Below are 18,993 nucleotides of genomic sequence, written 5' to 3'. Positions count from 1 at the left end.
GTGGCATCCTTCATGGGAAATACGGGATCAGGGCGCGTCATCGGATGCCGCCGACCGGCCACCGGAGGCGCGTGCCAGCTCGTCGGCCAGCCGCCTGGCCGCCGGCGTGGGGCCGGCCAGGCGCATGAAGGCCTCGAGCTGCTGCTCTGCCCGGGCATGGCGGCCTTGCGCATGTTCCAGCCGGGCCAGCCGCAGGTAGCTGCCTGCGCGGCGCGGGTCCAGGCTCTGGGCGCGCTCCAGGCTCTCGCGGGCGGCCGCGACGTCGCCGAGGCGTCGCTGGCACTGGCCCAGGTTGGAGAATAGCTGGGCGCGATTGGCGTACTGGGGGTCGGCGGTGGCCTGCTCGAGCTGGCGGCAGGCCTCGCGGATGCGCCCCTGATCATACAGGAAAGCGGCGTAGTTGTTGCGTGCCCGCGTCAGTTCAGGGGCGGCGTCGAGCGCCCGGCGAAAGGTCTCGTCGGCGAGCTCCGCCTCGCCCTGGCGCTGATAGACGATGGCCATGGCCTGCAGCGCCTCGGCGTCGCCCGGGGCGATCTCCAGGGCGCGGTCCAGGGCCGACAACGCCCGGGGCAGGTTGTTGCGTTCCAGGTAGGCGGTGCCGAGCCGGGTATAGGCCTCGACGGGGTCGGGCGTATCCGCCGCGGGCGGTGCCGTGCCGCCGGGGGCGGCACAGCCGGTCAGCCAGAGAGCGCTCGCCAGGACGACGGTGACGGAAAACTGTCGATGACCGGGCGGGCGGCGTGTCATGGCATCCTCTCTGAGGCAGCGGCGTGGGGGCCGCTCGACCGTGGGTAAAAAAGGCCCGACCATCAAAGCGTCGTGCCCGGTCGAAGTCAAGGCGGGCGCGGCTCAGTCGGCGTCGATCTGGATCGACTGGATATAGCGCGCGTGGCGCTTGGTGCGGTCCTTGACGCGCCCCACCAGCTGGCCGCAGGCGGCGTCGATATCGTCGCCGCGGGTGCTGCGGATCGGCGCCGTGTAGCCGAGATCGGCGAGCCATTGCTGGAAGCGCATCGTCTGGTTGCGCGACGGCTTCTCGTAGCCCGAGTGGGGGAAGGGATTGAACGGGATCAGGTTGATCTTGCACGGCAGCTCGTCGAGCAGCTCGGCGAGCTCTCGGGCGTGTTGCTGCTGATCGTTGACGTCCTTGATCAGGGTGTACTCGATGGTGATCAGCCGGGTGTCGCCGCACTTGGCCAGGTAGCGCTGGCAGGCGTCGAGCAGGGTGCGGATGTCGTACTTGCGGTTGAGCGGTACCAGCTCGTTGCGCAGCTCATCGTTGGCGGCGTGCAGCGAGATGGCCAGGCTCACGTCGAGCTCGTCGCCGAGGCGGTCGAGCATCGGCACCACGCCGGAGGTGGAGAGCGTGACGCGGCGCTTGGAGAGGCCGTAGCCGTTGTCGTCGAGCATCAGCTTCATCGCCGGCACGACGTTGTCGTAGTTCAGCAGCGGTTCGCCCATGCCCATCATCACCACGTTGGTGACCGGGCGGTTGGCGGTGTCGTTGCGCGGGCCGAAGCTGTTGCTGGCGACCCAGACCTGGCCGATGATCTCGGCGGCGGTGAGGTTGCGCTGGAAGCCCTGCTTGCCGGTGGAACAGAAGCTGCAGTCCAGCGAGCAGCCGACCTGGGAGGAGACGCAGAGGGTGCGGCGCTTGCCGTTCTCGGCGGGAATCAGCACCGTCTCCACGTAGCTGCCGTCCTCCACTTCCAGCACCCACTTGCGGGTGCCGTCGCTGGAAGAGCCCTCGTAGACCACGCCCGGGCCGCGGATCTCGGCGACCTCCTCGAGGCGCGCTCGCAGTGCCTTGGACAGGTTGGTCATGGCCGCGAACTCGGCGCAGCCCTCGTGATGGATCCATTTCATCACCTGGGCGGCACGAAACTTCTTCTCGCCGATGGAAAGGAAGAAGGCTTCCATCTCCTCGCGCGTCATGCCGAGCAGGTTGGTGCGTTGGGGAGCGGTCGTGGCGGTCATGGGCAGTCAGCGGGTCGGTGGGGGCGGGCGGGGGCAGGATGCCCCCGCCGGCGACAGGGGATCAGCCGCGCGGGCAGATCTCGCTGTCCTGGAAGAAATAGGCGATCTCGCGCGCCGCGGACTCCGGCGAGTCGGAGCCGTGGACGGCGTTGGCGTCGATGGACTGGGCGAAGTCGGCGCGGATGGTGCCGGCCTCGGCTTCCTTGGGGTTGGTGGCGCCCATCAGGTCGCGGTTGGCGGCGATGGCGTTGTCGCCTTCCAGCACCTGCACGACCACCGGGCCGGAGGTCATGAAGCCGACCAGGTCACCGAAGAAGGGACGCTCCTTGTGCTCGGCGTAGAAACCTTCGGCCTGCTCCTGGGAGAGCTGGAGCATCTTGGCGGCGACGATCTTCAGGCCGGCCTTCTCGAAGCGGCTCTCGATCTCGCCGATGACGTTCTTGGCGACGGCGTCGGGCTTGATGATGGACAGGGTGCGTTCGGTAGCCATGGGGCTTGTCTCCAGTCTGGAAAGTCACGAGCGTTACGGCCTCGCGCCGCCCCGGGAGGGCCGGGGCGGCGCGAGGCCGGGGATAAGTGCGGTCCGGCGCCGGGCGCCGAATGGGCGCAGAGTATACCGCCCCGGGGCGGCGATGGACAATCGCGCCGGGTCAGACGCTGAAGCTCTCGCCGCAGCCGCATTCGTCCTTGACGTTGGGGTTGTTGAAGCGGAAGTAGCGGTTCAGGCCCTCCGCGACGTAGTCCACCTCGCTGCCGTCGAGTACTTCCAGCGCCTCGGGGGCCACGTAGACCCGTACGCCGTGTTCCTCGACGATGATGTCGTCGTTCGCCGCCTCGTCGGCGAAGTCGAGCACGTAGCTGTAGCCGGAGCAGCCGCTGGGCTTGACCGAGACGCGCAGGCCCAGGCCGTGGCCGCGCTCGTCGAGCACCCGGCGGATCTGGTCGGCGGCGGCGTTGGTGATCGAAAGTGTCGCCATGGTGTATCTCCTGCGGAGTCGGAGGTTCGTCGACGGGAAGCCGGCACCTGCCGTGCTTCTCGTCAGCGGCGCAGCCCGATCAGGGCATGCCGCAGGGCCTCCAGGGTACGGTCGATGTCGGCCTCGGTGGTGAAGCGACCGAAGCTGAAGCGTAGCGAGGCGAGCGCCAGGCGGCGTGGCACGCCGATGCCTTTCAGTACATAGGATGGCTCGACGCTGGCCGAGTTGCAGGCCGAACCGGTGGACAGGGCGATGTCGCGCAGCGCCATCAGCAGCGACTCGCCGTCGACCCCCTCGAAGGCCAGGTTGAGGATGTTGGGCACGGCGCTCTCGAGCGCGGTGTTGCGATGCACCCCCTCGAGGTCGTCGAGGCCGGCCAGCAGGCGGTCGCGCAGCGTGCGGATGCGCGCCTGGTCGGCCTCGCCCTCGCGGCTGGCGATGGCGAAGGCCTCGCCCATGCCGGCGATCTGGTGGGTCGGCAGGGTGCCGGAGCGCATGCCCCGCTCGTGCCCGCCGCCGTGGATCAGCGCCTCCAGGCGCAGGTCCGGGTCGCGTTTCACGTAGAGCGCGCCCACGCCCTTGGGCCCGTAGACCTTGTGGCCGGACACCGACAGCAGGTCGATGCCCTGGGCGGCGACGTCCAGCGGGATGCGCCCTACCGCCTGGGCCGCGTCCACGTGGAAGACCGCGCCGCCGGCGTGGGCCACCTCGGCCAGGGCGGCCAGGTCGTGGATGACGCCGAGCTCGTTGTTCACCGCCATCAGCGAGACCAGCACGGTATCGTCGCGCATCGCGGCGCGCAGGGTCTCGGGGGTGATGCGGCCGTCGCGATCCGGGCTCAGCCAGCTGACCTCGAAGCCTTCCTGCTCGAGCGCCTTGGCGGTGTCGACCACCGCCTTGTGCTCGATGGTGGAGGTCACCAGATGGCGACCGCGCGCGCGGTTGGCGCGCATGTAGCCGGTCAGCGCCAGGTTGTCGGCCTCGGTGGCGCCGCTGGTCCAGACGATCTCGCGGGGGTCGGCGCCGAGCGTGTCGGCGACCTGGCGACGCGCGCTCTCCACGGCCTGCTCGGCCTGCCAGCCGGGCATGTGGCTGCGCGAGGCCGGGTTGGCGAAGACGCCCTCCTGGGTGAGGTGGCGACTCATGACCTCGGCGACTCGCGGGTCGACGGGGGTGGTGGCGGCGTAATCGAGGTAGACGGGTGCGCTCATGGGCTCGTGACGGTAAATGGGTTCAGGACGAGACGGTCGGGATCTGGTCGTCGTCGAGGCGACGACGCTGGCGCTGGGCGATGCGACGGAACTCGTCGCGACCGGCCAGCTGGCCGAGGGTCACGCCCTCCAGGTAGCCGTGAATCTGCTCGGACAGCTCGTTCCACAGGTGGTGGGTCAGGCAGGTGTCGCCCTGCTGGCAGTCCGACAGGCCGCCGCAGCGGGTGGCGTCCACCGACTCGTTGACCGCGTCGATCACTCGGGCCACCGAGATGGCGTCCGGTGCCAGGGCCAGCAGATAGCCGCCGCCGGGCCCGCGCACGCTGTCGACCAGGTGCGCGCGCCGCAGGCGGGCGAACAGCTGTTCGAGATAGGACAGCGAGATCTCCTGGCGCCGCGAGATGTCGGCGAGGCTGGTGGGGCCCTCGTCGGCATTCATGGCCAGGTCGAGCATGGCGGTGACGGCGTAGCGTCCCTTGGTGGTCAGGCGCATGGAGTAATCACCTCGGTGCCGGCACGGGCGTCGACCATCGGTGAAGCGGGCCGACGCTCGCGGCGTCGGGTCGGCCGAGTATTATGATAAAGCCCGAGCGTGGCGGTCAACCATTCTGGCGGCGACGCGGCTTCTCGGTGGCGGCCGGCTCGCCGGTCGCGTCGGTGGACTCGTCCTGCTGCGGGCCGCAGCAGCTGTCCACGTCGGCGAGGATGTTGGCGAAGTCCTCGTCGCGCAGCTCGGGCAGGCGGCCGTCGCGGAAGCCGGCATCGATCTGGCGCAGCGTCGAGCACATGCGCTCGATGCGCTCGTCCACCGCATGCATGTGATCGAGCATGGCCTGCATCGAGCGCGCCACCGGGTCGGGCATGTCCTGGCTGACACCGTAGGCGTCGAAGCCGAACTTGCGGCGCATGGCCTCGCGGCGTTCGGGGTCGACCTCGAGCGGGGTGACGATGTCGGGGTCGTCGCGCTTGACCACCTTGCCGGGGATACCCACCACGGTGGCGCCGACGGGCACCTCCTTGGTGATCACGGCGTTGGAGCCGACCTTGGCGCCGGCGCCCACGGTGAAGGGGCCGAGGATCTTGGCGCCGGCGCCGACGATCACGCCGTCCTCCAGGGTCGGGTGGCGCTTGCCCTTGCTCCAGCTGGTGCCGCCCAGGGTCACGCCCTGGTAGAGGGTGACGTCGTCGCCGACCTCGGCGGTCTCGCCGATCACCACCCCCATGCCATGGTCGATGAAGAAGCGTCGGCCGATGGTCGCCCCGGGATGGATCTCGATGCCGGTGAACCAGCGCGCCAGGCTCGACAGGGTGCGCGCCAGCCACTTGAGGTTCTTGCCCCACAGCCAGTGGCTGAGGCGATGGACGAGCAGGGCGTGCAGGCCCGGATAGTTGGTGAGCACTTCCAGGAAGTTGCGCGCCGCCGGATCACGGGCGAATACGCTGTTGATGTCCTCGCGCAGACGTTGAAACATGCGGCGGGTCCTTGATGTGACGACAAAGGGCGATGGCGGCCAGCGGCTCGAGACGCGTCGATCCTCTTTATAGTGGGGGCGTGGCGGGCCGGCTTCAAGCCGCGGTGCCCGCCGTCGAGCCGGCAAGGCTCGGGTGCCGCCCCTGGGGCTCGTTCCGGGGCGCTGCTCGCCCGTCGCCCCGGCGCCGCGCTCAGTCGTCCTCGCGCCGCGGGGCCAGCCGTTCGGTGTAGGAGAGGATGCCGCGCAGGATGTTGACCTCCATGCGCTCCGGCCGCGCGCGCAGCACGAAACGGCGCAGTCGCGCCATCAGCTGGCGCGGCTGCGCCGGGTCGTGGAAGCCGATGGCGATCAGCGTGCGCTCCAGGTGGGAGAAGTAGTGCTCGAGCTCCTCGTGGCTGGCCAGCGGCTGCTCGGGCGGCGCCGGAGGATCGCCGGCCTGGTGGTCCAGCCAGGCCAGCCGGCACTCGTAGGCCAGTACCTGCACCGCGGCGGCCAGGTTCAGCGAGCTGAAGTCTGGGTTGGTGGGGATGTGCACGTGGGCGTGGCAGCGCTGCAGCTCGGCATTGGTGAGCCCGCTGTCCTCGCGGCCGAAGACCAGGGCCACGCGGCTCTCCGCGGCGGCCAGCTCCTCGGGCAGCCGCTCGCCGAGCGCCCGGGGCGTGATCATCGGCCAGGGCAGGGTCCGCGAACGGGCGCTGGCGCCCACCACCAGGGTGCAGTCGGCGACGGCCTCCTCCAGCGTTTCCACAGTGCGCGCGCCGTGGACCAGGGCGTCGGCGCCCGAGGCGCGGGAGACGGTGTCCGCGGTCAGCGGTTCGCAGCGCGGTGCCACCAGGGCCAGGTCCGCCAGCCCCATGTTGTGCATGGCGCGGGCGGTGCCGCCGATGTTGCCGGGATGGCTGGTGCCGATCAGGACGATGCGGATGCGCTCGAGCATGGGAACTTCCGGTTGGGACTGTCGAAGATGGGAAAGGCGCAGTCTAGCATGCTGGCTTCGAGCTTCGAGCTTCGAGCTTCGAGCTTCGAGCTTCGAGGGGTGAGGGGTGTGCATGGCGCGGGAGCCGTGCTTCTGCTAGGATTCGCGCCGACCGTTCTTTAACACCACCGACTCCCCAAGGCCCGATCATGCATCCGATGGTCCAATACGCGCTGCGTGCCGCTCGCAGTGCCGGCGAACAGTTCCTGCGCATCCGCGAGCGCATCGAGAACGCCCACGAAGAGCACAACCTCGACAAGCTGCTCGAGGACACCGCTCGCAACGCCGAGGCGCTGATCACCCGCCAGCTGTCCCGCGGCTATCCCCAGCACGGCGTCGTCGGCCGCTACACGCCGCACCGTGCCGGCGAAGGCGAGGGCGCCGACGTGCTGTGGCGCATCGAACCCTTCCATGGCTACTCCAACCTGGCCGTCGCCGCGCCGAGCTTCGCGCTGTCGCTGGTGTGCCTGGTCAAGGGCCGTCCGGAGCATGCGGTGGTGATCTGCCCCTTCAGCGACGATGAGTACCTGGCCAGCCGCGGCCGCGGCGCCCAGCTCAACGGCAAGCGCCTGCGCGTCTCCAAGGCCACGTCGATTCCCGGCACCCGAGTCGCCATGAGCCTGCCGGAAAGCTGGCTGCGCGACCGCCAGCTGCCCTCCTACCTGACCCTGACCCAGCAGCTGGCGCCCCAGCTGGACCTGCTGCGGGCCTCCGGCAGCGGCCTGCTGGACATCGCCGAACTGGCGGCCGGCCGCGTCGATGCCGCCTTCGTGCTGGGCATTGAGGAGCAGGACCTGCTGGTCGGCTCGCTGCTGCTCAAGGAGACCGGGGCCCTGCAGGGCACGCCGGACGGCCAGCCGGCGGTGACCGCCGAGGGGCAACTGATGGCCGCTGGTCCGCGGCTGTTCAAGGCGTTGCTGAAGCAGCTCAAGCCGCACTTCTGAGGGAGCGCGAGCGACGGCGGTATCCGAACAGGAGCCGTCGTTCACTCCGGTTGATCGAGACGCCCCCGTGGCCTGGCCGCGGGGGCGTCTTGCGTTCGGGGCCGTTACATCCGGTGACGTTCGCAAGACTGTTCTGTACGCGCGAGTGGGTGTAGCTTGGAGGGGTCGGTGGCGTTCACCGCCCCGGCTCCATGCGTCCCCGGCCGCGACGCTCGCCGAGGCCGGGCCATGACCCTCATTCGCGAGAGGAGTGATGATGGAACCGCTCAGCTATTACTACTACAACGTGCTGGAAAGCCTGGAGAAACCCTGCGACGTGCCGGCGCTGCATCTCCAGGAAGGTTACGACCTGCTGTATCGCTACGGGGGCCGGGTCGAGATGGACCTGATCCGTCGGGCGGAGACGGCCAGCGCGAATGGCGAGCCCTACCACTGGCACGAGGCCCTGGACGACGAGCAGCAGGACAAGCTGCGCCGAGCCCTCGACGATCAGAATCCCGCCAAGATCCTCAAGGTGATGCAGCGCAACGGCTACGCCGGGGTGCTCTATCACCATGCCCGCGAAGTCTATTCGCCCGATGAGGCCGACGAGGCCCAGGGCGTCGCCTAGGCACGACCCGAGGCGAGCCCCGCCGCCGTTCGCGCGGCGTGACGCGGCATCGAGAAGCCCCCGGCGACCCCGGGGGCTTTTTGCTGCCCGGCCTCAGCCGGCGGAGCGCGCAAGCTCCCGTGCCAGCCACTCGACCAGTTGATCGATGTCCCGACGCGGCCCGCCGGGCGGCAGCCACAGGGCGAGCCGTGCCGGGGTCTCGATGAAGCCCCAGGGCGCGACCAGCCGGCCCGTGCGCAGGTCCTCCTCCACCAGGTAAGACGGCGCGATGGCAACGCCCAGGCCCACCAGGGCGGCCTCCAGCATGTAGTGCAGGTGTTCGAACGACTGGTCGTGACGCATCGTCGCGGGGTCCAGCCCCCGGGCCGCGAACCACTGCGACCAGGCCTGGGGGCGCGACTGGGTATGCAGCATCGGCAGCGTCGTCAGCTCGGCGGGTTCAGGCGCCTGGGCGTCGCGAGAGGGCGCGTCGAGCAGCTCCGGTGCCAACACCGGCCCCATGCGTTCCGGCGCCAGTTCGACCACCCGCACCTCGGCGGGCCAGGGCGGCTCGGCGAAGCGCAGCACGGCGTCGACCTCGATGCCGAGCCGGCCGGTCACCTCCTCGTCGGCGGTCAGGTGCAGGTTCAACGCCGGGCATTGGGCCTTCAGGCGATCCAGCCGAGGAATGAACCAGCGGGCGAGGAAGCTGCCCGGGCAGCCGAGCACCAGCGGCGCCTCCGTGGCGCGCCGTCGCAGCTGGGTGCAGGCCTGGCCGAGCCGCTCGAAGGCCTGTGAGGTCGAGGCACGCAACAGCTCGCCCTCCCGAGTCAGCGCCAGGCCGCGTCCCTGGCGGTGGAACAGCGTCACCCCGAGCTGCTCCTCGAGCTGCTTGAGCTGGCGGCTGACCGCACCGTGGGTGACGTGCAGCGCCTCGGCGGCGCGCGTGACGCTCAGCGTGCGGGCCGTCTCGTCGAAGGCGCGCAGGGCATTCAGCGAGGGCAGGCGGTCACTCATGCGGGCTCCTGACATGTCAGCTTTTCTCACAGGTTAGCGAGCAATGATCGCTAATCACAAGGCGCTGTGCGAGGTATCTTGGTGGCCATTCCCCACTGACCGTCAGGAGTCGTCCCCATGGGTCTGCCGCACCCCACCGCCGAACTCGCCCCCGATGCCGATGGCTTCTTCGGCCGCTTCGGTGGCCGCTTCGTCGCCGAAACCCTGATGCCGCTGATCCTCGAGCTTCAGGCGGCCTATGAGTCGGCCAAGCAGGACCCCGAGTTCCACGCCGAGCTGGACGCCCTGCGCCGCGACTACATCGGCCGCGAGAGCCCGCTCTACCTCGCCGAGCGGCTGACCGCGGCGCTCGGCGGCGCGAGGATCTACCTCAAGCGCGAAGACCTGATGCATACCGGCGCGCACAAGATCAACAACTGCATCGGCCAGGTGCTGCTGGCCCGCCGCATGGGCAAGCAGCGCATCATCGCCGAGACCGGCGCCGGCATGCACGGCGTGGCCACCGCCACCGTGGCGGCCCGCTTCGGCATGGAATGCATCATCTACATGGGCAGCACCGACATCGACCGCCAGCAGCCCAACGTGCAGCGCATGAAGCTGCTGGGCGCCAAGGTGATCCCGGTGACCAGCGGCACCGGCACCCTGAAGGATGCGATGAACGACGCCCTGCGCGACTGGGTGACCAACGTCGCCGACACCTTCTATATCATCGGCACCGTGGCCGGCCCGCACCCGTACCCGGCCATGGTGCGCGACTTCCAGTCGGTGATCGGCCAGGAGGTGCGCGAGCAGTTGGCCGAGAAGGAGGGCCGGCTGCCCGATTCGCTGGTGGCCTGCATCGGCGGCGGCTCCAACGCCATGGGCCTGTTCCACCCCTTCCTCGAGGACGAGGAGGTGCGCCTGATCGGCGTGGAGGCCGCCGGGGAAGGGCTGGACACCGGCAAGCACGCCGCCAGCCTGCAGGGCGGCAGCCCCGGCGTGCTGCACGGCAACCGGACCTTCCTGCTGCAGTCCGCCGAGGGCCAGATCACCGACGCGCACTCCATCTCGGCGGGCCTCGACTACCCGGGCATCGGCCCCGAGCACGCCTGGCTGCACGAGGTCGGCCGCGCCGAGTACGTCGCCGTGACCGACGACGAGGCGCTGGAGGCCTTCAAGACCCTGTGCCGTCTGGAGGGCATCATCCCGGCCCTGGAGTCGTCCCACGCCATCGCTCACGCGATCAAGCTGGCGCCGACGCTGCCCGAGGATCACGTCATGGTGCTGAACCTGAGCGGGCGCGGTGACAAGGACATGACCACCGTCACCGAACGCCTGGCCGACGAGCTGACAGCCGACGCACCGGCAGAATGAGGAGAGAGACGATGACCCAACGCCACGACCGCATCGCGCGCCGCTTCGACGCGCTCAAGGCCGCCGACCGTGCCGGCCTCGTCACCTTCATCAGTGCCGGCGACCCCGACTACGCCACTAGCCTCGAGACCCTGCTGGCGCTGCCCGAGGCGGGCGCCGACCTGATCGAACTGGGCATGCCGTTCACCGACCCCATGGCGGACGGCCCGTCGATCCAGGCCTCCACGCTGCGTGCCCTGGAGGGCGGGCAGACCATGGCCAGGACGCTCGCCATGGTGCGCGCCCTGCGCGAGCGCGACGATGCCACCCCGGTGGTGCTGATGGGCTACTACAACCCCATCTACTGCATGGGCGTCGAGGCCTTTCTCAGTGATGCCGCCGAGGCCGGCGTGGACGGGCTGATCGTGGTCGACCTGCCGCCGGAGCACGACGCCGAGCTATGCCTGCCGGCAAAGGCCCATGGCCTCGATTTCATCCGCCTGGCGACCCCGACCACCGACGCCGAGCGCCTGCCGCTGGTGCTCGAGAACACCTCGGGTTTCCTCTATTACGTCTCCAGCACCGGCGTGACCGGCGCCGCCGCGCCGTCCGCCGAGCGCGTGGCGCAGGAAGTCGAGGCCATCCGCGCGCACTCCGCGCTGCCGATCGGCGTCGGCTTCGGCATTCGCACTCCCGAGCAGGCCGAGCGCATCGCCCGCTTCGCCGACGCGGTGGTGGTCGGCTCGGCGTTGACCGACAGCGTGGTCCGGGCCGAGAGCCCGGCCGAGGCCTCCCGCGGCGTGCTCGAGCTGACCCGCTCGCTGGCCGGCGCGGTACGCCGCGCCCGGGAGGCGACCTCGACCGAGGCCTGAGCCTCGTCCTGCCAGGCCCGGCAAGCCACGAATCTCGCCACGCAGGCGTCCCGCCATGAAAAGAGCCACCCCGAGGGGTGGCTCTTTCGTGGGCGGGAGAGGCGCCGCTCAGGGCAGCTCTTCGCCCTCCGGGTCTTCCTTCTTGGCCGGGATCAGGTCCTCGCGGCTGAGCTTCAGCGGCAGCAGCAGCGCCGCGGAGACGTAGATGGACGAGAAGGTGCCGATGACGATGCCGATCAGCAGCGCCACGGCGAAGTAGTGGATCATGTCGCCGCCCAGCGTCACCAGGGCCAGCAGCACCAGCAGGGTGGTGCCGGAGGTCGCCAGGGTGCGCGACAGGGTCTGGTTGATGGCCTCGTTGAAGATGGTCGGCATGTCGTCGATGCGCGACTTGCGGATGTTCTCGCGGATGCGGTCGTAGACCACGATGGTGTCGTTGAGCGAGTAGCCGATCACCGCCAGCACCGCCGCCAGCACCGTGAGGTCGAACTCGAAGCCGAACAGCGCGAAGGCGCCGACCACGATCACCACGTCGTGGATCAGGGCCAGCAGGGCGCCGAGGGCGAACTTGTACTGGAAGCGGGCCGCCACGTAGAGCATCACGATGCCGAGCGCCACCAGCATGCCCATGCCGCTCTGGTCGCGGAGCTGGTCGCCGACCTGGGCGCCGACGAACTCGGCGCGCACCAGCTCGACGCTGGCGTCGCCCTGGTCGAGCAGCTCGACGACCCGGTCGCCGACGCCGGCCTCGAAGGCCTGCTGCAGGCGGATCAGCACCTCGGTGGAGGCGCCGAAGGTCTGCACCGCCACGTCCTGGAAGCCGGCGGCCTCCAGGGTCTCGCGCACGCTGGCCAGTGCCGGGGCCGAGGCGTAGCGGACCTCCACCAGGGTGCCGCCGGTGAAGTCCAGGCCCAGGTTGAGCCCGTTGAGCAGCAGAGCGGCGATCGATGCCAGCAGCATCAGCCCGGAGGCCGCGAACGCCAGCCGACGCCTGCCCATGAAGTCGAGCTGTCGATTGATGAACGATTGCATGGCCTTCTCCTAAATCCAGAGCTTCTTCACGGGCTTGCCGCCATAGCACAGGTTGACCATGGCGCGGGTCACCAGCAGGGCGGTGAACAGCGAGGTCAGGATGCCCAGCGACAGCGTCACGGCGAAGCCCTTGACCGGCCCGGTGCCGATCGAGAACAGGATCAACGCCACCAGCAGGGTGGTGATGTTGGCGTCGACGATGGAGGTGAAGGCGCGCTCGTAGCCGGCGTGGATGGCCTGCTGCACCGACAGCCCGGTGCGCAGCTCCTCGCGTATCCGCTCGAAGATCAGCACGTTGGCGTCCACCGCCATGCCCAGGGTCAGCACGATGCCGGCGATGCCGGGCAGCGTCAGGGTGGCGCCGAGCAGCGACATGGCGGCCACCAGCAGGGTCAGGTTCAGCGCCAGGGCGACGTTGGCGAAGATGCCGAACACCTTGTAGCGGATCAGCATGAAGGCCACCACCAGTAGCAGGCCGATCTGCACCGAGAGGATGCCGCGCTCGATGTTCTTCTCGCCGAGGCTCGGCCCGATGGTGCGCTCCTGGGCGAAATAGATCGGCGCGGCCAAGGAGCCTGAGCGCAGCAGCAGCGCCAGGTCGGCCGCCTCGGTGGGCGAGTCGAGCCCGGTGATGCGGAAGCTGTTGCCCAGTGCGCTCTGGATGGTCGCCAGGCTGATCACGCCGCGCTCGGTGTAGGGGGTGCGGACGACGACTTCCTCGCCGTCCTCGATCACCGTGCGCTCGCGGGTCTTGTGCTCGATGAACAGCACCGCCATGTTGCGGCCGATGTTGGTGCGCGTGGCGCGGTTCATCAGGGTGCCGCCGGTGCCGTCCAGGTTGATGTTGACCTGGGGGCGGCCGTTCTCGTCGAAGCTGTGATTGGCGTTGGAGACGCTGTCGCCGGTGATGATGACGTCGCGCATCAGGGTGGCGCTGCGCGAGGGCTCGTTGCGGAACGGGAAGCTCTGGGTCTCGGCCTCCGGCGTGTCCGGGCGGGCCTCGAGGCGGAATTCCAGGTTGGCGGTGGCGCCGACGATGCGCTTGGCGGCGGCGGTATCCTGCACCCCGGGCAGCTCGACGACGATGCGCGCCGGGCCCTGGCGCTGGACCAGCGGCTCGGCCACGCCCAGCTCGTTGACGCGGTTGCGCAGCGTGGTCAGGTTCTGGTTGACCGCGTAGTCCTGGATCTCCTCCACGGCGACATCGGTCAGCGCCATGGCCAGGCCGGCACCGCGGGAGCGTTCGAGGTCACGGTACTCGAACTCGGGGAAGTCGCGGCCGATCAGGCGGCGGGCCTCGTCGCGGTCTTCCTCGTTCATGAAGTCCATGGTGATCGAGCGGTCCTCGACCTCGGTGTTGCGGTAGCGGATTCGCTCGTCGCGCAGGGTCTCGCGCATGGCGCTGGCGTTGACCTCGAGGCGCTGGGTCAGGGCGGCCTCCATGTCGACCTCGAGCAGGAAGTGCACGCCGCCGCGCAGGTCAAGGCCGAGGGTCATGGGAGAGGCGGCCAGGGACTCCAGCCAGGCCGGGGTCGACTCGGCCAGGTTCAGGGCCACGACGTAGTCGTCGCCCAGCGCCTCGCTGAGCATGTCGCGGGCCTGGATCTGGCCATCGGCGCTGTCGAGGCGGATGAGCACGCTGCCGGGATCGCGTTCGACGGACTTGATGTCGATGCCGGCGTCGGCCAGGGAGCCCTCGAGGCGCTCGAGCTGGCGCTCGTCGAGGCTGAAGTCGCCGCCGTCGCTGCTGATCTGTACCGCCGGGTCCTCGGGGAAGAGGTTGGGGAGGGAGTAGATCAGGCCGACGAGGAGCACGAGGAGTATCAGCAGATACTTCCACAGGGGGTAACGGTTGAGCATGGGGGCCCTGCCCTCAGGTTGCTGATGATGGAACGGACGCTATGCCATCACGAGCACCGGGCGGAGCCGGTCGGCCGGGCCCCGCCTCGGTGGTCGCAGGGCAGCCCGCGCCGCCGTTCGGCGGGGCGGGCGCGGGGGCGTCCGGTCAGATGGACTTGAGCGTGCCCTTGGGCAGGACGGCCGCCACGGCGGTCTTCTGCACGCTGACCTCGGTGCCCTCGGCGATTTCCATGGCCAGGAACTCGCTGTCGTCGCTGACCTTGGTGATGCGGCCCAGCATGCCGCCGCCGATGACGATCTCGTCACCCTTGGCCAGGCCGGCGACCAGCTGCTTGTGCTGCTTGGCCCGCTTGGCCTGGGGGCGCCACAGCAGGAAGTAGAAGATCAGCACGAAGCCGACCAGCATCACGATCTGGGCGATGCCACCGCCCGGGGCGGCGCCGGCGTCCTGGGCCAGGGCCGGGGAAATGAAGAAGTCCAGCATGTACGACAATCTCCTGAGTCGCGGGAAAACCAGGCGCCTTCCATCGGCGCACGGCGAGCGGCCACCGGGGCCGGCCGCCGATCAATTCGGTGCGGGGGGAACCGGCAAGCCGCGCTGCGCGTAGAACCCTTCCACGAAGTTGGCCAATGTACCCGCTTCGATAGCACCGCGCAAACCGGCCATCAGGCGCTGATAATGACGCAGATTGTGGATGGTGTTGAGCATCGAGCCGAGCATCTCGCCGCAGCGGTCCAGGTGGTGCAGGTAGGCGCGGGAAAAGTTCTGACAGGTATAGCAATCGCACCCTTCCTCCAGCGGCCGGGTGTCGTGGCGATGCTTGGCATTGCGGATCTTGACCGTGCCTTCCGCGGTGAACAGGTGGCCGTTGCGCGCGTTGCGGGTGGGCATCACGCAGTCGAACATGTCGACGCCGCGGCGCACGCCCTCCACCAGATCCTCGGGCTTGCCCACGCCCATCAGGTAGCGCGGCTTGTCGGCCGGCATCCACTCGGGCAGGTAGTCGAGCACCTTGATCATCTCTTCCTTGGGCTCGCCCACCGACAGGCCGCCGATGGCATAGCCGTCGAAGCCGATCGCTTCCAGGCCCTCGAGGGAGCGCCGGCGCAGCTCGGGATACATGCCGCCCTGGATGATGCCGAACAGCGCCGAGGGCGAGTCGCCATGGGCATCCCGCGAGCGCTTGGCCCAGCGCAGCGACATCTCCATGGATTTCCTGGCCTCGTCCTCGCTGGCCGGGTAGGGGGTGCACTCGTCGAAGATCATCACGATGTCGGAACCCAGCGAGCGCTGCACGGCCATGGATTCCTCGGGCCCCATGAACACCTTTGAGCCGTCTACCGGCGAGCGGAAGTGCACGCCCTGCTCGGTGATCTTGCGCATCTCGCCCAGCGAGAAGACCTGGAAGCCGCCGGAGTCGGTGAGGATCGGCTTGTCCCACTGGGCGAAGTCGTGCAGGTCGCCGTGACCCTCGATGACCTCGGTGCCCGGGCGCAGCCACAGGTGGAAGGTGTTGCCGAGGATGATCTCGGCGCCGATCTCCTTCACCGACTCGGGCGTCATGCCCTTGACGGTGCCGTAGGTGCCCACCGGCATAAAGGCGGGAGTTTCCACGGTGCCTCGCGGAAAGCTGAGGCGGCCGCGGCGCGCCCGGCCATCACTGGCCAGGGGCTCGAAATTCATGAAGCATTCGTCTCGCATGGGGTCTCTCGAAATTCGTCGGAGCGGGTGGCCGTCGGTCGCTCGGCTCAGCGGGCGCGCGTCAGCAGCATGGCGTCGCCATAGCTGAAGAAGGCGTATTCTTCGCGGACCGCCTCCTGATAAGCGGCCATCACCGTCTCGTAACCCGCGAAGGAGGACACCAGCATCAGCAGGGTCGACTCCGGCAGGTGGAAGTTGGTGATCAGGGCGTCGACCACCCGCCAGTCATAGCCGGGATAGATGAAGATGTCGGTCTCGCCGCTGTAGGGGGCGATCTCGCCGTCGGCGCTCTTCAGGCAGGTCGATTCCAGGCAGCGCACGCTGGTGGTGCCCACCGCGATCACGCGGTTGCCCCGGGCCCGGGCGGCGCGCACCTGCTCGCAGACCGCCTCGGACACCTCGATCCACTCGCTGTGCATCTCGTGGTCGCGGATGTCGTCGGCGCGCACCGGCTGGAAGGTGCCGGCGCCCACGTGCAGGGTGACGAAGGCGCTCTCCACGCCCTTCTCCGCGAGCGCCTCGAGCAGCGGCTCGTCGAAGTGCAGCCCCGCGGTCGGCGCGGCCACCGCGCCCTCGCGGCGGGCGTAGACGGTCTGGTAGCGCTCGCGGTCGGAGAGCTCGTCCTCGCGGGTGATGTAGGGCGGCAGCGGCATGTGGCCGTGGGTCTCGAGCAGCTCCACCAGCGGCGTCTCGCCGAAAAAGCGCAGCTCGAACAGCGCCTCGCGGCGGCCCTCGACCACGGCGCGGATGCCGCCCTCGAATTCGAGCTCGGTGCCGGGCTTCGGCGACTTGCTCGCACGCAGATGGGCCAGGCCGCGATGGGCGTCCAGCGGACGCTCCAGCAGCATCTCGACGCGCCCGCCGCTGGCCTTGTGGCCGTGCAGCCGGGCCGGGATCACCCGGGTGTCGTTGAACACCAGCAGGTCGCCCGGGGCGAGGGTCTCGACCAGGTCGGGGAAGCGGCGGTGCGCGAGCGCGCCGCTCTCGCCGTCGACGCACAGCAGGCGACAGTCGCTGCGTTGCTCGGAGGGGTAGCGGGCGATCAGCGCCTCGGGAAGCTCGTAGTGGAAATCGGCGCGCTGCATGGGGACGTCGGGCTCGAAAGAAGGTGAAAGGGCGCCCTAGGATACCGCTTCCTGACTGGCAAGTCAGGAAGCGGCGAGCGAGGACTTACCAGAGGGTGGTGATCAGCAGGTAGGCCAGCAGGCTGACCACCAGGGTGCTGATCAGGTTCAGGGCGAAGCCGGCGCGGATCATCGACTGGATCTGCATGTGCCCGGTGGCGAAGACGATGGCGTTGGGAGGCGTGGCCACCGGCATCATGAAGGCGCAGCTGGCAGCGATGGCCGCCGGCACGGTGATCAGCAGCGGCGAGATGCCAAGCGACACCGCCAGGGCGCCGAGCAGCGGCAGGAAGGCCGCGGCGGTGGCGGTGTTCGAGGTCACCTCGGTGAGGAAGATGATCACCAGCGCCACCACGCCGATGATCGCCAGGGTCGGGAAGGCGCCGAAGACCGAGAGCTGCTCGGCGATCCACTCGGCGAGCCCCGAGCGACTGATGGTGCCGGCCAGGGCCAGGCCGCCGCCGAACAGCAGCAGGATGCCCCAGGGCAGCTTCTGGGCCTCTTCCCAGACCATCAGCCGCTCGCCGTCGCCGCGCCCGCTAGGGGTCAGGAACAGTGCCATGCCGGCGGCGATGGCGATGCCGGTGTCCGAGAGCCAGTCGAGGCCGGCGTTGTTGAGCAGCGGTCGGGCCACCCAGGCCAGCGCTGCCAGCAGGAAGATCAGGCCCACTCGGCGTTCGGCGGCGTTCATCGGGCCCATTCGGGCCAGCTCGTCGTGGATCATTCCGGCGCTGTCGTCGCCCACCGCTAGCTGGAAGCCGCGGCGGGTGAGCCACCACCAGGCGCAGACCATCATCACCACGCTGATCGGCAGCCCCACCAGCATCCATTGGGCGAAGCCGATATCGATGCCGCGCTCCGAGGCCAGATAGCCGGCCAGCAGGGCGTTGGGGGGCGTGCCGATCAGGGTGGCGACCCCGCCGATGCTGGCGGAGTAGGCGATCGCCAGCAGCAGCGCCGTGGCGAAGCGATTGAGCTCCTTGGGGTCGCTGCCGCCGAGCAGGCTGAGCACCGAGATGCCGATGGGCAGCATCATGATGGCGGTGGCGGTATTGGAGACCCACATGCTGAGGAAGCCGGTGGCGATCATGAAGCCGGCGATCTGGCGACGTGGCTGGCTGCCCACCACCCTCAGCACGTGCAGGGCGATGCGCCGGTGGAGGTTCCAGTACTGCATGGCGATGCCCAGCAGGAAGCCGCCCAGGAACAGGTAGATGATCGGGTTGGCGTAGCTCGACGCCGTCTCGCTCATGCCGCCGATGCCCAGCGCCGGGGCCAGGATCAGCGGCAGCAGCGAAGTGACCGGGATCGGGATGGCCTCGGTGGACCACCAACTGGCCATCAGCAGCGCCATGCCGACGCAGGCCCAGGCCGGCTCTGCCATGCCGCCGGGGGCCGGCACCAGCAGCGTCAACAGCAGCCAGACCGGCCCCAGCCACAGGCCGATGCGGCCGGCCCGGGTGGGGCGCTGGGTATTTGGCGAAGAATTCGGCGAGGAAGGGGGACCTGACATGACGGCTCCTGGGCAATGACGGCGGAGGGGGCCAGCGTCCCGTTCGCTGGCCCGAGCGGCGCATTCTACCAAAGTCGTGTCTTCCGCGACGACGGCTAAGTCATTGACCTGCACCGCCGCCCCCGTATAATGCACCGCCGTTGCCGGTGTGGCGGAATTGGTAGACGCAGCGGATTCAAAATCCGCCGGGTGCAAGCCCTTGTCGGTTCGAGTCCGACCACCGGTACCATGAAATCAAGCGCTTACCTCCCTCCTTGTGCTTGTTCTGAATTAGAAATTCTTAAAGTGTCAACGGAATGACGACGGAAGATCTACGCGTCGTCGCGCCTTTCTCGTGCATGCCTGTCATTGCTGCTCACGGCTGGCCATACGGTCAAAGTCATGATGTGGGCCCA

The 18,993-nt window shown here is 69.1% G+C and carries 19 protein-coding genes and 1 tRNA gene; 5 read left to right on the top strand and 15 right to left on the bottom strand.

What is annotated here, in order from left to right; genetic code table 11:
- Nucleotides 1-27 precede the first annotated feature (27 nt).
- The 8 genes from pilW to trmJ all read right to left on the bottom strand — a co-directional run bounded on the left by pilW (nt 28) and on the right by trmJ (nt 6,574).
- The gene (gene pilW, locus ACXAFN_RS05135; RefSeq protein WP_474986772.1) at nt 28-747 is read right to left on the bottom strand and encodes a type IV pilus biogenesis/stability protein PilW; all 720 of its coding nucleotides are present in this window, start codon (nt 745-747) and stop codon (nt 28-30) included.
- A gap of 102 nt (nt 748-849) precedes the next feature.
- Nucleotides 850-1,977 (bottom strand): dual-specificity RNA methyltransferase RlmN, encoded by a 1,128-nt coding sequence (rlmN, locus tag ACXAFN_RS05130; protein ID WP_474986770.1) that lies wholly within the window; start codon nt 1,975-1,977, stop codon nt 850-852.
- A gap of 61 nt (nt 1,978-2,038) precedes the next feature.
- Nucleotides 2,039-2,467 (bottom strand): nucleoside-diphosphate kinase, encoded by a 429-nt coding sequence (ndk, locus tag ACXAFN_RS05125; RefSeq protein WP_474986768.1) that lies wholly within the window; start codon nt 2,465-2,467, stop codon nt 2,039-2,041.
- 160 nt (nt 2,468-2,627) lie between these two features.
- The gene (locus ACXAFN_RS05120; protein ID WP_474986766.1) at nt 2,628-2,954 is read right to left on the bottom strand and encodes a HesB/IscA family protein; all 327 of its coding nucleotides are present in this window, start codon (nt 2,952-2,954) and stop codon (nt 2,628-2,630) included.
- A 62-nt stretch (nt 2,955-3,016) separates the two neighbouring features.
- A complete protein-coding gene (locus ACXAFN_RS05115; protein WP_474986764.1) occupies nt 3,017-4,165 on the bottom strand; it encodes an aminotransferase class V-fold PLP-dependent enzyme in 1,149 nt (382 codons plus the stop codon).
- A gap of 22 nt (nt 4,166-4,187) precedes the next feature.
- Entirely contained in the window at nt 4,188-4,658 is a 471-nt protein-coding gene (locus tag ACXAFN_RS05110) for an Rrf2 family transcriptional regulator (RefSeq protein ID WP_474986762.1), read from the bottom strand.
- A 106-nt stretch (nt 4,659-4,764) separates the two neighbouring features.
- Nucleotides 4,765-5,637, bottom strand: coding sequence for a serine O-acetyltransferase (cysE, locus tag ACXAFN_RS05105; RefSeq protein ID WP_474986760.1), 873 nt, complete (start codon nt 5,635-5,637; stop codon nt 4,765-4,767).
- A 190-nt stretch (nt 5,638-5,827) separates the two neighbouring features.
- On the bottom strand, nt 5,828-6,574 hold the full coding sequence (trmJ, locus tag ACXAFN_RS05100; protein WP_474986758.1) for a tRNA (cytosine(32)/uridine(32)-2'-O)-methyltransferase TrmJ: 747 nt from the start codon (nt 6,572-6,574) through the stop codon (nt 5,828-5,830).
- A 188-nt stretch (nt 6,575-6,762) separates the two neighbouring features.
- On the opposite strand from trmJ, the gene ACXAFN_RS05095 reads away from it, so the two are divergent.
- Together ACXAFN_RS05095 and ACXAFN_RS05090 are read left to right on the top strand one after the other, a co-directional pair.
- Nucleotides 6,763-7,557, top strand: a complete 795-nt coding sequence (locus ACXAFN_RS05095; protein ID WP_474986757.1) for an inositol monophosphatase family protein — start codon at nt 6,763-6,765, stop codon at nt 7,555-7,557.
- A gap of 253 nt (nt 7,558-7,810) precedes the next feature.
- Nucleotides 7,811-8,167: a hypothetical protein gene (locus ACXAFN_RS05090; protein WP_474986755.1), complete on the top strand. Its 357-nt coding sequence runs from the start codon at nt 7,811-7,813 to the stop codon at nt 8,165-8,167.
- A gap of 93 nt (nt 8,168-8,260) precedes the next feature.
- Here the strand turns inward: ACXAFN_RS05090 and ACXAFN_RS05085 are convergent, their stop codons facing one another.
- Nucleotides 8,261-9,163, bottom strand: a complete 903-nt coding sequence (locus tag ACXAFN_RS05085) for a LysR family transcriptional regulator (protein ID WP_474986754.1) — start codon at nt 9,161-9,163, stop codon at nt 8,261-8,263.
- A 117-nt stretch (nt 9,164-9,280) separates the two neighbouring features.
- Here ACXAFN_RS05085 and trpB point away from each other — a divergent pair, with 117 nt between their 5' ends.
- On the top strand, nt 9,281-10,516 hold the full coding sequence (trpB, locus tag ACXAFN_RS05080) for a tryptophan synthase subunit beta (protein WP_474986753.1): 1,236 nt from the start codon (nt 9,281-9,283) through the stop codon (nt 10,514-10,516).
- A gap of 11 nt (nt 10,517-10,527) precedes the next feature.
- The gene (gene trpA, locus ACXAFN_RS05075) at nt 10,528-11,367 is read left to right on the top strand and encodes a tryptophan synthase subunit alpha (RefSeq protein ID WP_474986751.1); all 840 of its coding nucleotides are present in this window, start codon (nt 10,528-10,530) and stop codon (nt 11,365-11,367) included.
- A gap of 108 nt (nt 11,368-11,475) precedes the next feature.
- Here trpA and secF read toward each other — a convergent pair whose 3' ends face one another.
- The 6 genes from secF to ACXAFN_RS05045 form a co-directional block, all read right to left on the bottom strand.
- Nucleotides 11,476-12,399, bottom strand: a complete 924-nt coding sequence (secF, locus tag ACXAFN_RS05070) for a protein translocase subunit SecF (RefSeq protein WP_474986750.1) — start codon at nt 12,397-12,399, stop codon at nt 11,476-11,478.
- A 9-nt stretch (nt 12,400-12,408) separates the two neighbouring features.
- Nucleotides 12,409-14,259, bottom strand: coding sequence for a protein translocase subunit SecD (secD, locus tag ACXAFN_RS05065; RefSeq protein WP_474986748.1), 1,851 nt, complete (start codon nt 14,257-14,259; stop codon nt 12,409-12,411).
- A gap of 145 nt (nt 14,260-14,404) precedes the next feature.
- Nucleotides 14,405-14,743 carry a preprotein translocase subunit YajC gene (yajC, locus tag ACXAFN_RS05060; protein WP_474986747.1) on the bottom strand — a complete coding sequence of 113 codons (339 nt, stop codon included), beginning with the start codon at nt 14,741-14,743 and terminating at the stop codon, nt 14,405-14,407.
- Between the two features lie 81 nt (nt 14,744-14,824).
- Complete coding sequence (gene tgt / locus ACXAFN_RS05055; protein WP_474986745.1) at nt 14,825-15,943, bottom strand: tRNA guanosine(34) transglycosylase Tgt; 1,119 nt, start codon at nt 15,941-15,943, stop codon at nt 14,825-14,827.
- Nucleotides 15,944-16,008: 65 nt separating this feature from the next.
- Nucleotides 16,009-17,046, bottom strand: a complete 1,038-nt coding sequence (gene queA, locus ACXAFN_RS05050; protein WP_474986743.1) for a tRNA preQ1(34) S-adenosylmethionine ribosyltransferase-isomerase QueA — start codon at nt 17,044-17,046, stop codon at nt 16,009-16,011.
- A gap of 85 nt (nt 17,047-17,131) precedes the next feature.
- The gene (locus tag ACXAFN_RS05045; RefSeq protein ID WP_474986741.1) at nt 17,132-18,598 is read right to left on the bottom strand and encodes an SLC13 family permease; all 1,467 of its coding nucleotides are present in this window, start codon (nt 18,596-18,598) and stop codon (nt 17,132-17,134) included.
- A gap of 142 nt (nt 18,599-18,740) precedes the next feature.
- Here ACXAFN_RS05045 and ACXAFN_RS05040 point away from each other — a divergent pair.
- Nucleotides 18,741-18,827 (top strand) — tRNA-Leu (locus ACXAFN_RS05040).
- Nucleotides 18,828-18,993: the final 166 nt, after the last annotated feature.

It is taken from the genome of Halomonas sp. ABH4_019, from assembly GCF_056159885.1.
Note: the sequence above shows the minus strand (reverse complement) of the source record. Positions and strands in the feature narration are given on the sequence as shown.